12 protein-coding genes are annotated in these 14,670 nt (G+C 44.9%); 7 read left to right on the top strand and 5 right to left on the bottom strand.

From position 1 onward, the window contains the following. The coding region (locus QUA38_RS01625; RefSeq protein ID WP_333158626.1) for an alpha-amylase family glycosyl hydrolase at positions 1 to 1,502 on the bottom strand (1,502 nt) is incomplete at its 3' end. Positions 1,503 to 2,347: 845 nt separating this feature from the next. Between QUA38_RS01625 and QUA38_RS01630 the strand changes: the two genes are divergently transcribed. Continuing rightward, positions 2,348 to 2,596 (top strand): hypothetical protein, encoded by a 249-nt coding sequence (locus QUA38_RS01630; protein WP_333158628.1) that lies wholly within the window; start codon positions 2,348 to 2,350, stop codon positions 2,594 to 2,596. A gap of 161 nt (positions 2,597 to 2,757) precedes the next feature. On the opposite strand, the gene QUA38_RS01635 is transcribed toward QUA38_RS01630, so the two are convergent. Both QUA38_RS01635 and QUA38_RS01640 read right to left on the bottom strand, forming a co-directional pair. Beyond that, positions 2,758 to 3,603, bottom strand: coding sequence for a cyanophycinase (locus tag QUA38_RS01635; RefSeq protein WP_333158630.1), 846 nt, complete (start codon positions 3,601 to 3,603; stop codon positions 2,758 to 2,760). A gap of 537 nt (positions 3,604 to 4,140) precedes the next feature. Continuing rightward, a complete protein-coding gene (locus tag QUA38_RS01640; protein ID WP_333158632.1) occupies positions 4,141 to 4,338 on the bottom strand; it encodes a hypothetical protein in 198 nt (65 codons plus the stop codon). 358 nt (positions 4,339 to 4,696) lie between these two features. On the opposite strand from QUA38_RS01640, the gene QUA38_RS01645 reads away from it, so the two are divergent. From QUA38_RS01645 to coaBC, 5 genes are all read left to right on the top strand, one after another. Then, entirely contained in the window at positions 4,697 to 6,607 is a 1,911-nt protein-coding gene (locus QUA38_RS01645) for an ATP-binding protein (RefSeq protein ID WP_333158633.1), read from the top strand. A 375-nt stretch (positions 6,608 to 6,982) separates the two neighbouring features. After that, positions 6,983 to 9,073, top strand: coding sequence for a CHASE domain-containing protein (locus QUA38_RS01650; protein ID WP_333158635.1), 2,091 nt, complete (start codon positions 6,983 to 6,985; stop codon positions 9,071 to 9,073). Between the two features lie 508 nt (positions 9,074 to 9,581). Then, entirely contained in the window at positions 9,582 to 10,205 is a 624-nt protein-coding gene (locus QUA38_RS01655; RefSeq protein ID WP_333158636.1) for an alpha/beta hydrolase, read from the top strand. Between the two features lie 45 nt (positions 10,206 to 10,250). Beyond that, positions 10,251 to 10,463 (top strand): protein IsiD, encoded by a 213-nt coding sequence (isiD, locus tag QUA38_RS01660; RefSeq protein WP_006632739.1) that lies wholly within the window; start codon positions 10,251 to 10,253, stop codon positions 10,461 to 10,463. A 144-nt stretch (positions 10,464 to 10,607) separates the two neighbouring features. Beyond that, positions 10,608 to 11,807 (top strand): bifunctional phosphopantothenoylcysteine decarboxylase/phosphopantothenate--cysteine ligase CoaBC, encoded by a 1,200-nt coding sequence (gene coaBC, locus QUA38_RS01665; RefSeq protein ID WP_333158638.1) that lies wholly within the window; start codon positions 10,608 to 10,610, stop codon positions 11,805 to 11,807. A 16-nt stretch (positions 11,808 to 11,823) separates the two neighbouring features. Here coaBC and QUA38_RS01670 read toward each other — a convergent pair whose 3' ends face one another. Further along, complete coding sequence (locus QUA38_RS01670) at positions 11,824 to 12,204, bottom strand: transcriptional regulator (RefSeq protein WP_333158640.1); 381 nt, start codon at positions 12,202 to 12,204, stop codon at positions 11,824 to 11,826. 183 nt (positions 12,205 to 12,387) lie between these two features. Here QUA38_RS01670 and QUA38_RS01675 point away from each other — a divergent pair, with 183 nt between their 5' ends. Next, positions 12,388 to 12,861 carry a hypothetical protein gene (locus tag QUA38_RS01675; protein WP_333158641.1) on the top strand — a complete coding sequence of 158 codons (474 nt, stop codon included), beginning with the start codon at positions 12,388 to 12,390 and terminating at the stop codon, positions 12,859 to 12,861. A gap of 102 nt (positions 12,862 to 12,963) precedes the next feature. On the opposite strand, the gene QUA38_RS01680 is transcribed toward QUA38_RS01675, so the two are convergent. Beyond that, positions 12,964 to 14,646, bottom strand: a complete 1,683-nt coding sequence (locus QUA38_RS01680; RefSeq protein WP_333158643.1) for a DUF262 domain-containing HNH endonuclease family protein — start codon at positions 14,644 to 14,646, stop codon at positions 12,964 to 12,966. Positions 14,647 to 14,670 lie beyond the last annotated feature (24 nt).

Below are 14,670 nucleotides of genomic sequence, written 5' to 3' on the forward strand. Positions count from 1 at the left end.
GCGACAACTACTGCTCGCGTTCCCTCATCACTCCAGCGATAGTAAGCCAGCACTTTGGCTTCGGGATTTTCGTGGATAAATTCAATATTTTCGGTATAAAGTGCCGGAACTTTTTCCCGCAGCCGAATCACCTGTTTGTAGTATTCCAACAACTCATTATTTGGCTGATTTTTCAACAAAGACCATTGCAGTTTATTCGGCTGGTTGGGAGTTTGCCCCGTGGATTGTCCAAACTCTTCGCCCATCCACAGCATCGGTATTCCTACTGCTGTGATTAACAAAACCGCTCCCAATTTAGCGCGTTTAAAAGCCCCTTCGGGGTCGAGAGTCCGAAAGCTGGCTTCGGCCAGCAAGTGGTCACGGTCGTGACTGGCTAAATAATTGATCACATTAGTTGTGGTTTGATAGCCTTGTTGTTTGGGTTCGAGAACTTGCTTGAGCTTTTCGATATCGAAAGTATTCCCCGCGAGATTTTCTATGGCAAAAATGCGAAAACTTTCGTGCCAGCAGCCATCCATCGGCCCGTCTGCCGCGACGAGTTCGGGAAGTTCTGGAATGTGTTCTGCTATGTTGTAAAATGGCTTGTTACCGGCGGTTTTTTTCGCTTCACGAGTTATCCAGTGTAGGAAATCTCGATTGTCCAACTGCCGCACAGCATCGTAGCGAATGCCGTCGATATGATATTCTTGAATCCAGAAATTAACGACATCGCCGATGAATTTCCAAGCAGGACGAATGCCGAGTTTGGGGTCGAAGTTTTCGTAGTTAAACTCCGGGCCCCAGTAGTTGGCCGGATCTTCGGGATAGTGTTTGTCGCGGTAGTACCAATAATTGCGATCGATTAGCAATAAGGGACATTCTTCATCGCAGTGGTTGTAAATCCCGTCCAGAATCACCCGAATGCCCCGTCCGTGGCACTCGTCAATCAATTGCTTCAAATCTGCGGTTGCGCCGTAACTGGACTCTACGGCAAAGAAATCGCGGACTTTGTAGCCCCAGCTATAATCGCCCGGATATTCATTAACTGGCATTAGTTCGATCGCATTTATCCCCAAATCGCAGAGATAATCTAATTTCTCCTTCACCTGCTGGAATTTACTGCAACTGTCGGAACCATCCGACCCGGAAAAATCAGCAACGTGCATTTCGTAAACGACTAATTCTTCATTATTGGGGAGTTCTTTGTCGTCGTGCTGCCAAACATAGGTATCAATAATTCGTGCGCCTGCTTTGATGCGAACTGTACTTGTATCAGTAGTGCGGTCAATTTCAGTCGCGTAGGGGTCATTGACTTCTACCCATTCATCCGGTTCAAAACATGCACTTTGCGACTGAACTCGGAATTTGTATTGATAAATACCGTCTTCTAACTTAATGTTAGTGCGGAAATAACCTTTGTCATCTTTTTCTAAGGGAATTTCTGCCCATTGGGAAAAGGAGCCGAGCAGTGTAGCTGCTTTGTTGTTGGGAGCGAAGAGTTGGAATTCAATTGCAGCGGCCATGAATATCTTGTTTGGAGAACTTATAAGTGTGATTAGTATTGATTTTTACAATTTGGTAAATCTGTCGCCATCGTTCTTAAGAGTTAAACCTGTAACTCTTATGTTGTAAGGTACTTGGGGGTGTAACCGGAAGATTTAGAGTAATGCGAACCCTAGCGATTGAGTAAGGTTCGTCCCTAGTAGGTACCCAGAAACCTGATTTTAATCAAAAATGTAGTTAAAGTAACTAAAAATTATTAAGTGCTATTTATGAAAAATAGTCCGGGCTGTTTGGAGTTGGTAGCCTGAAACCCAAGATTTACCGTTGGTAGCTCAATTGCCTTGGAGCCTTGAACCCTTATTCTACGGTTGGCTATCCAAAACGGTCCGAAGTATTTTATGAAAAGTAATTTAACTTTTGATAACTAAATAAATCGTGGTGAACATTTAACATTTGTAACTAAAGAAACATTTTTTAGCCGACAGGGGTAATACCGTAGAAAGATGTCATTTTATGCGGAAAGAGCGAGGATGAGCGTGTAATTATAAGGCAAGGGAAACCAGAAAAATGAATTCTTTATTCAACTGGGTTTTCCTGCGACTTTAAGCCAAGTTTGAGCCGAGAATAGCAATGATTATTTTTGCTTATGTCTGGGTGGCACTTGTTTTAGAGTTTTTGACTGGTAAACTTTGTAGAACCAAAATCAGCTTTAACGACTGCTGCTACCTCAGTAATTGGTAATTGGTGAAAATCTCATTCGTCCCTGTTACCCGTTAGATATTCCGAGCAGTGGCTCTAAGGCTCTAAAAGTTTAATGTGGGATGTTGGCGAATTACCGTTACTGTAAAACTCTGGAGTGTTAAAAATGCTAAAACAAATGTGTTGGTTGCCCAGACTCGGAGGCAATGGAGAAAAGATATTGCACTTGCGTACCGATGCCCGTCAGGCGTGGCGGCCTTATACAGCTTTTCCCCAGTTTGCTATATCCGACTACCGGGAACCGGGCGGTTCTAAGGGATGGGCAACATTTCAGAAGCTGAGAGTTCAAGGGTGGAATTTAATATCGACTGAAGAAGGGCAGCAGTCGAGTTTTGGCGAACAGAAAAGTGCTTAAAAAATCTGAAACCGCAGCAATAAAAGAAGAGGTAAAATCCTCTTCTTTTTATTAGTTTTGGAGACAGAAACTGGGCTTTTAACCATCCTAGTTGGTAGAAGGGGTAAGGTGTAAATTGCTCACCTTACATAATTTTAAGATGTTTGCCAGTTGCAAGTAAATTAGGCGATCGCCCTTTCTCTCTCGGCTGTAGTTGCTACGTTATGGAGCACCGGCTGGCGAGTTTTCAAGTTAAACCGGTATCCGTGGGGGAGGATGTGCAACTTAGCCCCGCAAATCGCCAAAGCCTCATCCTTCAACAATCCCTCCAGATTGTCGTGGAGTTTTTCTGACTCGTCGATGACAGTTACAGCGCTTTCCCCAATCACTTCCAACTCGTCACCGCTGACTAAAATAGCTGTATTTTCGTCAATACCAAATCCCAACACGGCAGGTTGCAGCAAGAGTGCCGAAACTAAGCGTCCCAGACGACCTCGCTGGGCGAAATGCTGGTCGATGACAACTCCCGGAAGGAAACCCATCCCCGGGCCCATTGCTACCACATCAACGCGGGGATTTGTCTCTGAGTCTCCTTCAATAATCATCATGTCTGGCATCATTGCCGCGCCGGCACTGGTGCCGCCAATGATAATCCCTTCAGAGTAGCGTTTGTGCATAGCTGCGTCGAGTTTTGTGTCTTTCAAGCAGCTAATAATCCGCGCTTGATCTCCGCCGGTAAAGAATATGCCCGTAGCTTGTTCGATCGCTTCTAAATAATCTGGATTGCTGGCATCTTCGGGTCTCTGGGTGTCAACAACTCGCACATCTTCAGCGCCGAGTCGCTCAAAAACTCGGATGTAATTATCTCCTACTTCTCCCGGCAGGCTTGTTGCAGCCGTCATCACTACAATGCGGGCTTTAGTGCCTCCGGCGCAGCGCAAGAATTCCCGCAGAATTTTGCAGTCCCCCTCTTTGTCTTCCGCGCCACCAATAATTAGCAACTTCCCCTGAACTTCGTTGCTCGCCATATTATCTCCACTTTTAATTTATTAAATTTTACTAAAACACAAAATTCCTTTTTCCGAAAACTGCCAAAAGGTATATATAAATACAAAAAAATCTCAGACTGCTACCCCTCCAGGACGCAGACAGCAAGGGTGATATGGGTGTTTACTCTTGCTCGTGGCTGTAACGATGTTTTTGTTAAATAGTCCTGGAGGTACTAGGCTAAAAAAACCCGAAATAGAAACGAAAATTCTGCGTGTGAACGGAAAACCTTCACTGAGAAACCCCGGTTTTTGAGAAAGCTTTTGCGTCCGGGACTGGTAAAAAAACCGGTTTCTGCGTCTAGGACTATCTATTTAGCTCATCCTCGACGATCGATAAAACAAACTTACCCCCCCCTAACAGGAGATAGGAGGGGTCAAGAAATGAGCTTAAATTACAGGGTTGACGCGCGCGCGGTGATCAATCCGGTTTCTGCTCCGATTCTTCGCTAATCCTCCTCTGATTGCTCGTAGAAATCGGGTTGATGAGCGTAAGTCTTCAATTGGTCCGATCGCCCCTTAGTACGATCGCTCGATCAAATTGCTCAATATGGTACTCGCCCGTTCTAAAGGTAGGTGTCTGGGTTTGCCGTTCCAGACAATCTGATATTCGTTGCTGTTTTGACCATCGCCGTAGCCAGAAATTAGCTTCCGGTGAAATGCTTCCTCAGCTAATTGGTGAACTTTGTCCCTGAGAGCAGTTTGTGCGATCTTCATAATTTGCTGCCTCTTAAATTTTCTTTCACTGTCATAAACAATTATAAGTACAGATTGTACCTCTCAAAAGTTATAGCTTTTTTGGGGAGGGGGGAAAGAAGTAGTCATTAGTCATAAGTGCTTAGTCATCAATGCTTAGTCATCAATGCTTAGTCAGATCTTGAAGGAACAAGAAATATTTTCCCACTCTCACCCTCTCACCCTCTCCCCTACTATCTCACTCCCCCTCTCTGGCAATACTAAATACAGAATTGCTCGGAGTATTTGTCTCACTGCTGGAATATCTATGCCCGCAGGTAGTATCCCATGCGGCGACTATAAAGTTACCGTAAAAATTTAACTCAAAGGAGGTTAGAAAATGCTGCAAGAAAAAAGCACCGAAACAGCCCGCGTCAATGCTCGAAAAACCGATGTTTTTGATGTTTTCAACTTCAAACACTATATGGGACCAAACCCTTATTTAGACACCGCAGCTTTAGTTTTCGATTTAGCGGTAACGGGCGCGAGCGAACCTTTGCCGATCGCACATTACCATAAAATTATTAGCGATCGCTACCCCCAACTGCTGCATGAAAATTTCTCAAACCATGCCCAACTGTTCGGGCGTACCGCCTCAGAAGTAGCAAAACTCGACATGGGTTTGCACTTCCAACACTGGAACGTCAAGCCATTTTCTCACTTTAACAGAATCAGCATAGAAGCACTTCACGCCCGCACCGCCAGAGCCGTAGTTTACGCAGTTTGGGATTGGTTTGAAGCCATCAATCAAAATCAAGACTTTCCCTTGGAAGCACAAATGGGCGCGCTGCAAAATATGTTCCGGCAGTCAGTCTACGGAGGCCCGACAGTTTATTCGTTAATGCGATCGGCATCCCAAAAAGGCATCCCCGCATTTTATTTGTGGGATGAAGGACTAATGCAATATGGGTACGGTAAAAAACTGGTTCGCGGCTCTGCAACTACTTTTGATTCTGACAGCCACTTAGACTCAGATTTTACCACGCGCAAAGACGATTGTAAAGCTTTTCTCGCTACATTAGGATTCCCTGTTCCCAAAGGCGATATCGTCTCCACAGAAAACGGAGCTCTGGCAGTTGCTAGAGAAATTGGCTACCCTGTTGCTATCAAACCAGTAGTCGGTCATAAAGGAATTGGCGTAACAGCAGATGTCCGAGATGGGGAGGAATTGCAGGCAGCTTTTAAAAGAGCAGTTAAGGCAATTCCCGAAACAGACCCGGTGCGAGTAATTGTGGAAAACAGCATCAAAGGATCGGATTTTAGGCTGCTATGCGTTGACGGCAAGTTTGTGTCTGCAACTGAACGCCGACCGGCTTGGGTAACAGGTGATGGCGACTCAACAATTCGCGAATTGATCCGCCGTGAAAACCGCAAACCTGAACGTTTGGATACGCCAACTTCGGCGATGAGCAAAATTCAGTCCGACGAAGCAATGGAAATGTATCTGGAAGAACAAGGGCTGTCATTGGATAGTGTGCTAGAGCGCGATCGCACTGTGTCTCTACGGAAAGTTGCTAATCTTTCTGCAGGCGGCGTCAGCATCGACGCTACCCGCACTATTCACCCGGATAACATTGTTTTGGCTCAAGATATCGCCCTACATTTTCGGTTAACTTGTTTGGGCATTGATGTGGTAACAGAAACTCTCACCAAATCTTGGAAAACAGGCAATTTTGGGATTATCGAGATCAATGCCGCGCCGGGAATTTTTATGCACCTCAACCCCGCTGTCGGTGAAGGAGTTGATGTGCCTTCCCATATTATCGAAACTTTCTTTGAATCGGGAAAATCAGCCCGAATTCCGATTATTACTTTCAACAGAATTTCGGTACATGACCTACAAGAAACTATCGACCATATTCTGTTGCAGCATCCCGATTGGACAATTGGTGCTGTTTGTCGCGGTGGACTTTTTGTTAACCGTTCTGAAAAAGTTTTGAATAAGAATTACCACCTGAACTTGCAAAGTTTGCTGCGGAATCCCAAACTCGATTTGTTAATTGCTGAATATCCCGAAGATATTTTGGAAGTTGAGGGAATGTTTTATCGGGGCAGCAATATGGTGGTGCTGGACAATCCGGGAGAAACGGAGATGATGTTGGTTAGAGAAAGCACTGATGACGATACTGTTGTGGTGAGGGAAGGAAGTAGTATTTCTATTCGCCGCCAGGGGTTGATCGAACAGTATACTCTGGGGGATGATGAACCGTTTACACGGGTTTATTTGAAGGAAATAGGGACTGTTTTGTAAGCTGTTCCAAATTTAAGTTGGCTTTGTGGGGCGGGTATTGAGTACCCGCCCCACCAGATTAAGGTTTTTTGTCGTTACCAGGTTCTTCCGGGGCAGGAACTTGGGAGCACCCAGATGGAAACTGGCTTCGTTACACTTAGTTACAATTGGTTTCAATTCCTCAGTCGTGGATGCACTATTCATAAACAGCCTGTTTCTTCTCCACTTTCTCGTTAACACACCAATATTTTTGTAGAAAGTGGGTTTCTCAGGCGAAATTCTATTCCTGCGATCATAAGTTTTTAGACAATCTGGTTTGTGGGCTGTCCTTCGTGCTATCAAGGAATTTTACAAGTCTTTAAAAAATTGCACTCTGGTGGCAGAAGGTATAAAAATATGAATTTTGAAAGCAAGAGGTTTAATTCGCTGACCGAAAGTTTAATGTCGCGCCGTAGTTACATTCCAGCAGCCTTGGCTCTTTGCATCGGTACGAGTTTGTCATTGGCAGCCGCAGCCCTCGTGTGGCATTCGGAAAACCAACGAATGCAAGCGGAATTTCATCAGCAAGCCGATCGCCTGAATGTGACATTGCAGCAAAGCATCAATAAAAATTTAGAAGTTCTGTACTCACTTGAAGGATTCTACAGGGCATCTACTGAAGTTACCAGAGAAGATTTTAAGCAATTCACTCAACCTGCACTTGCCCGAAATACTGCTATACATTCTGTTAACTGGATTCGGCACGTGCCGGCTGCCCAAAAAGCAGCTTACGAACGGACAATTCGAGCCGCCGATTTTCCCGCATTTCAAATTTATGAACGAACTCCTGACAAAAAGCAGGTCAAAGCAAGAGTGCGATCGGAATACTTTCCCATTATTTACAGAGAAGCATTAGAAGAAGATAACAAAGTGATCGGTTTTGATGTTGCCTCCAGCCGCGATCGCAAAGTAGCTTTAGAGAAATCGGTGAATACCGGGAAAATAGCTGCTTCCGCGCGGATTAGATTAGTCAGCAACAATCAACCGGGATTGCAAGTATTTCTACCAGTACCCCAGACCACAAATTCTCCCGATAACTCGGTCAAGGGCCGCCAAAACCTAAGGGGAGTTATTGCGGGTCTGTTTCAGATCACCAGTATGGTCGATTCCTCTTTAGAATCGCTAAATTTAGATAACATTAATTTTTACCTCTATGACAACTCTGCTATAGAGAAAGAACGCTTTTTGGTGCGCTACGACTCACAAGCTAAGCAGTTGATAGATAACCCAAAACACGAAAAGCCAGAGTTAGCTAATTTGCGGGGAAAAATCTGTCAATATCCGAGTGCTTGCACTCGCTTATTTAACGTAGCAGACCGCCAGTGGAGGCTGCTAGTTTTGCCCGGGAAGGGGTACAACAGTATGAGGACGCATCAGGGTTCCCTGGCAATTGGCGCGATCGGGCTATTGATGACTGGCAGCTTGACGATTTACCTGTTGATGTCTCTAGAACGTACTGCAAAAGTAGAACAGCAAGTGTACGATCGGACAATTCAACTAAAACAGCGCACCGCTGAACTAGAAACCGCACTAAAAAATTTGCAGGAAACTCAATTTCAACTAATCCAAACTGAAAAAATGTCCAGCTTGGGGCAATTGGTGGCTGGAGTTGCCCACGAAATTAACAATCCTGTCAACTTCATCTCTGGCAACCTGATCCATACAGGCGAATATACTCGAAGCTTGCTGGAACTTGTGGAAATATACCAGCAGCAATATCCAAACCCAACACCAGAAGTGCAAGCCAAACAAAAAGAGATCGATTTGGAGTTTATCAGTGAAGACTTGCCTAAAATCCTAAAATCTATGAATATGGGAGCTGAACGCATCCGCCAAATCGTCCTTTCTCTGCGGAATTTTTCGCGCTTGGATGAAGCTGAAATGAAAAAGGTTGACATTCACCAAGGCATTGACAGCACCTTGATGATTTTGGATAGTCGGCTGAAACCCCAACCTGGTTTTCCGGGCATTCAAGTCATCAAAGAATACGGGAATTTGCCGTTAGTGGAGTGCTGGGCGGGACAATTGAATCAGGTATTTATGAATGTCTTGATTAATGCCATTGATGTTTTACATGAAGAAAGGACTCACCTTTTACCAAATAGTGAAAATCCCTATGATGCGGCTTTTTTACCTAGGATTCGGATTCGTACTGAACTTTTAAGTTATAATTGTGTATGCGTGCGAATTGCTGACAATGGAGCGGGCATGACGGAGGATGTAAAAAAACGTTTGTTTGATCCGTTTTTTACTACGAAGCCTGTAGGCAAAGGTACTGGCTTGGGATTGTCGATCTGCTATCAAATAGTGGACAAACATCAAGGTTCGCTCAGGTGTCTATCGGCTCCGGGAGAGGGAACTGAATTTTGGATTGAGGTGCCGGTGCGGCAGCAGTCTAAGCAATCTGTTTCTAAGGTTGCACCTGCAGTAGGTGCCAGTTGGAATTAGCGGGAGAAATCTCGCTTCTAGCTGAGTCTTACTGAGAGCATCTCATATCAATTCCGGTTGCACCGTCCGTGATTGTTGACTGTTGACTGTTGAAGCAAGGGTGGAAAAACTCAATGGTTGACTGTTAACTGTTGACTCGATTTTATTATTCCGATGCAACCGGAAACGATATCACTTTTGCAGCCCAGTTAGAAATTGGAGTTTCGAGGCAGGAGACCGGAGGCCGGAGGAAATATGAAGACGGAAGGAGCCAGGAGAAGTGTTTTTACAAATATGAGATGCTCCCTAATTCCTGTTGAGAAAAGGTGAACTATCCGCACTAGAATGGGAAAAGTTTCGGATTTCGCACTCTACTTTCAACAGTTAACAGTCAACAGTCAAAAGTTATAGTTGTTGGCAAGCGCGTGCTAATTTTAAGTGGAATATTGCCGAAAACAAATATCTGGGGTTTTACCCGTCGTGACAATTTATAATTGTAGCAAGCCCAGATTACCAATTATTAACTACGATGTCTTTACAATCTATTAGCATTCCGCCCACAACCGATCGCAAACCTGTCGCTTTGATTGTCGCTTTGCATGGATGGGGTGCTAATGCTGGGGATTTGACTTCCTTAGCACCCTTTTTCAATTTGCCGGATTATCAGTTTGTGTTTCCCGATGCCCCCTTTCCCCATCCCCAGGTAACGAGCGGCAAAGCGTGGTATAACCTTCAAACCAAAGAGGCTCAGGGATTGGTAGAAAGCCGGCAATTGCTGAGGGAATTTTTGCTGTCTTTGGAAAGCAGCACGGGCGTGCCTTTGTCTCGCACGATTTTAAGTGGCTTTTCTCAAGGCGGAGCGATGACTCTAGATGTGGGATTGACTTTGCCCCTAGCTGGTTTAATTTGTCTGAGCGGTTATTTACACCAGATTTCACCAGTTGCGGGGAGTGTTTTGCCACCTGTTTTAATCGTACACGGTACTCAAGATACTATTGTGCCTGTTAGTGCTGCTGTCCGATCGCGCGAGAGTTTGACGGCTTGGGGAGCTGCGGTGCAGTATCGAGAATTTAACATGGGACACGAGATTCTGCCGGAAGTTATAGAGGTAATACGAAGTTTTGTTGTAGAAACTGTGTCGAAATCTGATTAAAGGTTTAGTATATAGTATGGCGGAAGTCTCGGGCAGGGGAAAAAAATGAAAACTTTAACCAAAGCATCGCGCGATATTGCTGTACTTACTTCTCAGGACGTGGCAGAATTGGCTGTCCGTTTAGAAGTTGACGATTATACAGATCCTTTTGAGGGATTGAATGATTGGCATTTGTTGCGATCGCTTGCCTTTCAGCGGCCGGAGCTGGTTGAACCTTATCTCCACCTTCTGGATATGGAAGCCTACGACGAAGCATAGACTTAAAAATCTAGGTCAAAAAATTCGACGGAATTGAGGAAGAAGTTAGCAGCATATTTGGTTGCGGATTAAACAGATGAATTAGAGATTTGAGTCTGTTTTTATCTTAATTTCTTTCTTGATTCTTTTTTTTGAAAAAATGACATGAAAGGCAGACGAATTTTAATCGGCGTTAGTGGCGGGATTGCGGCTTATAAAGTTTGCGAAGTAGTTTCAACTTTAGCGAAAGCTGGAGCGGAAGTTAAAGCTATTCTTACTGATGCGGCCGGGGAGTTTGTGACGCCTTTGACTTTTGCTACTCTGTGCCGCCATCCTGCTTTTACTGACAAAGATTTTTGGCAACCAAGTCACGGGCGCCCCCTGCATATTCAACTGGGAGAATGGGCGGAAGTTTTTGTAATTGCTCCTTTGACAGCTAATACTTTGGCTAAGTTAGCGGGGGGTTTTGCTGATAATTTGTTGACTAATACTGTCTTAGCTTCTAATTGCCCAATTTTGCTGGCACCGGCGATGAATACGGATATGTGGGAACAGCCGGCGGTGCAGCGGAATTGGCGTGAAGTGTTGAGTTATGGGCGCTATCATGCTGCGAATCCGGGGGCGGGTATGCTGGCGTGCGATCGCGCGGGTGTCGGCCGGATGGCAGAACCTTATGAGATTTTGCCTCATATTGAATCGCTGTTGTATGCGAAGGGCGATCGAGATTTAGCGGGCATTAGGGTGTTGATCAGTGCGGGAGGAACGCGGGAACACCTCGATCCGGTGCGGTTTATTGGCAATCCTTCCACGGGCAAAATGGGCATAGCTTTGGCGCAAGCTGCACAACACCGCGGCGCGATAGTGACGCTGGTACACAGTATAACTGGCGAGTTGCCGCTGTCAGGTGTGCGGGCGATCGCTGTTGCGAGTGCACAAGAAATGCGGCAGGCGATGCTGCAATGCTTTCACGAGGCGGATTTGACGGTGATGGCGGCGGCGGTAGCGGATGTGAAGCCGGCTGAGTACAGTAGTGAGAAATTGCCGAAGCGATCGCTCCCGAATTGTTTACCGTTGGCACCGGTAGCGGATATTGTGGCAGAGTTGGGAAAATTGAAACAGCCGCACCAAAAATTAATCGGGTTTGCTGCACAGACTGGGGATATTGTCAAGCCTGCTTTGGAGAAATTGCGGACGAAGAAACTCGATGTAATTGCCGCAAACCCGATCGATCGAATAGGTGCCGGTTTTGGCAGCAATACAAATCAAGCAATATTAATTAATGCCGCCGGAAAGCAAGTAGAAATAGCACCTTGCAGCAAGCTAGAAATGGCTCACCGATTGTTAGATTTTGTGATGAAAGGGTGAGGGCGCGATTTACTCATTAACTGGGATTAATTACTACTGGTTCGGGCGATAATTCTGATTCCCCAAAATCCGTTGATTCCGAGTCAGCCGACAACTCAGTCTCTGCGACAGTAATTTCTAGTTTAAATCCTAATGCTTCGAGCAATTCTACAAAGCTGTAAATTTCCGAACCGCCGCTTTCAGTCAGCATCTTGTCAAGTTTTTCGTGATTCTGTTTTGCTGACTCCGAAAGACCATTCATCGTGATTCGAGCCTCAATCACCTTTCTGATGGCATTTCTCAAAAGTGCTGGTTCAGGGTCTTTTTCTCCGAAGATAGCCCCAATAAAACCAGCAGCGTGTTCGGCATCTTTGAGAGATTCAATTAGGGAGTCGCGGTCGCTATCGCTGGTAGGCATTTTCATTGAATTTCCTAGGGTTCTACTTCCATAATTTTATCGCAGTCGATCGGCAATTTCTCTCGTAAGTGCGATCGACAGTCCATTCAACAAGCAAATCATACTTAAGACAGAGGTATTCTATCCACAAAATAGTAAACCTTGTTTCAGGAAACACAGTTTAAATCTAACAGGGGATTGTGAATGAATTTTAAGTCGATCGCAAAAACCAATCTACTATTCGGCAGCCTGATAATTAGCCTCGGATTGCAATCACTTCCAGCCACAGCGCAAGCAGTCACCGACGCGCAAGTTTCCGCCCTTGTAGAAGCGCTGCGACAAGCCGCCCCGCCACAAGCCGCAAATGACGGAATGTACAGTCAGTGGCAAGTTTTACCGAACAATATTTCCCGCTGGGCAAAATTCTGTACCAAACAAGATTTAACACCCCAACAATTTGAGGCCGACGCGACAAAAGCCAAATCAATTGTTACCTGTATCGTGGGCGATTTGCTGCGCGACGAATACAAAGCTAGCAGCAACAATGAATTAACCGCTGTACGCCGCGCAGCTTGCTGGTGGATGACAGGGGACTCCGCAGCTTGCAAAAGTGGGGCAACTGCTACTTATGCCGATAAAGTTATCAGCGTTTACCAGAAGCAGCAACCTAAAAAGTAAAGTTTGTGCTGGCGGAATTTAGATTTTTTTGACCGCAGATGGACGCAGATGGTTTTGTGCTGAGGGACAGATAATAGGAATTTGATATCAAATTCAATTATCCTATAAGCGCCAAAGATTCTTGAGAACATTAATCAGCTCTTTCTGTCGTCGAGCGATTACTTCTGGCGTCCATTCCTGTTCCCGCAGCACTTGGGTAGTAAGCACAAAGGGTGAAACGCCCGTTTTAGTAGTGAAATACTTCTGCTTTTTCACATCAAAATCATAATTTTTTGCCTGAGTGTTTTTCGCACCAGATAGTAAAACTAAGTTGCCAAGACGATGTACATATTGATCGCGCTCTTCCTGACTAGGAAACCACTTCATCCACTCACTATTAGCCCCGGGATTTTGGGGAAGTACGTGCTCGACAGTAATTTTGGAGAAGTTGTAAGATGCTTCACCTTCTGACAGAGCAGCATCTAAGCGCAGCAAAACATAAAGACGAATTTTTTGGATTAGGTAAAGGTCACTATCCAGAACTCTAAGGATATTGTTTGACTCTTCAGGAGTAAACTGGAGCGGTGAATTGGAATTGAATAAATCTTCCTCTTGTTCAATAGCAGTAAGCAATCTGCTGTAACGTTCAATGCGCTCATTGATATTGGCGCGGACAATCATTAAACCTGCCGCTATGCGGTCTAAATCTGTAAAAAAACGCACCAAATTATCGGGGCTATTACGGTTGCGCGACAGGTAGAGAATCGCAGGCGGTATCCAGTCAACATTCTCAATTTTGTTTAACCATTTAAATAGTTGATTAATTTCCTCGGCACGCCGCTCGCTTTCATAGGTTAAGTTTTGAATTTCGGAAAAAGCCTTAGCATAAGGATCTAAAATTTCATCAATGAATTGCTGAGACCCTGCGGCAGGATTGATGTTTTCCTGAAACTCTTTAAGGATACTCTTGCTAAGTTTTTTCTTTTCCTTAATCATCCGAATATGAGAAAACAAGTCTTTGAATAACTCGCGTCCCAGCTCCTCCTCGGTATCTTCCCACTTTTTAGTATATTTTTCTTTTTGCCCTTCTGGTATTTTTCCAATAATGTCCGCTTTCAAGATATCAGTTAGGGAGAGATCCAATCCCCTGTTGTTCAACACAGAAAATATCCGATATGCAGAGTCAAAGTCAGGCGTAGAAACCACTACCAAGAAGCACTGGGTAATCAGGAACTGGGCAAGACGTATACGGTGGGATTCCGCGATCGTCTGCAAACGTTGCAAGAATAAATGTGCATTTTCTTTAATAAGCTTCTGAGTATCCATCAGCTCAGCATTGTTCAATTTTTGGAGCTTGTTAATACCACCTTCATTTTGAATATATTCCTTGAAAAATTCTGCATCTCGCTCGCGCAAAGTCAGACGGTAACGATTATCTATACCCGCGATTAAGCTGCCTCTTTGGTATAGATAAGTGGTCAAGTCATTGGCGTGTTGTGTTGGCAATGATGCTCGGAGAGCAGCTAGTAGTATGGTGAGAGTTGTTAGACGTTGCTGACCATCTACAACTTCAGCATCTGGCGGCCCAGATTTGATCAAAACAATGCTGCCTAGAAAGTACGGGTTGAGTTGATCAATCGTGTCGTTACCATCTCCCAATGATGTTAGGAGGTCTTCCAGCAGTTCTCCAGCTTGCTCATTTGTCCAAGCATAAGGACGCTGGTAGAGGGGAATGGTGAACATAAAGTCATCGCTAAAGATTTTTCTAATGGGGTGTTCCTCACCCTTGATGCTGACACGGTTCATGGTGGGTTCCTGTGTTAGGTGTGG

The organism is Microcoleus sp. Pol12B4 (genome assembly GCF_036701385.1).
In the GTDB taxonomy this organism is placed as follows: Bacteria; Cyanobacteriota; Cyanobacteriia; order Cyanobacteriales; family Microcoleaceae; genus Microcoleus.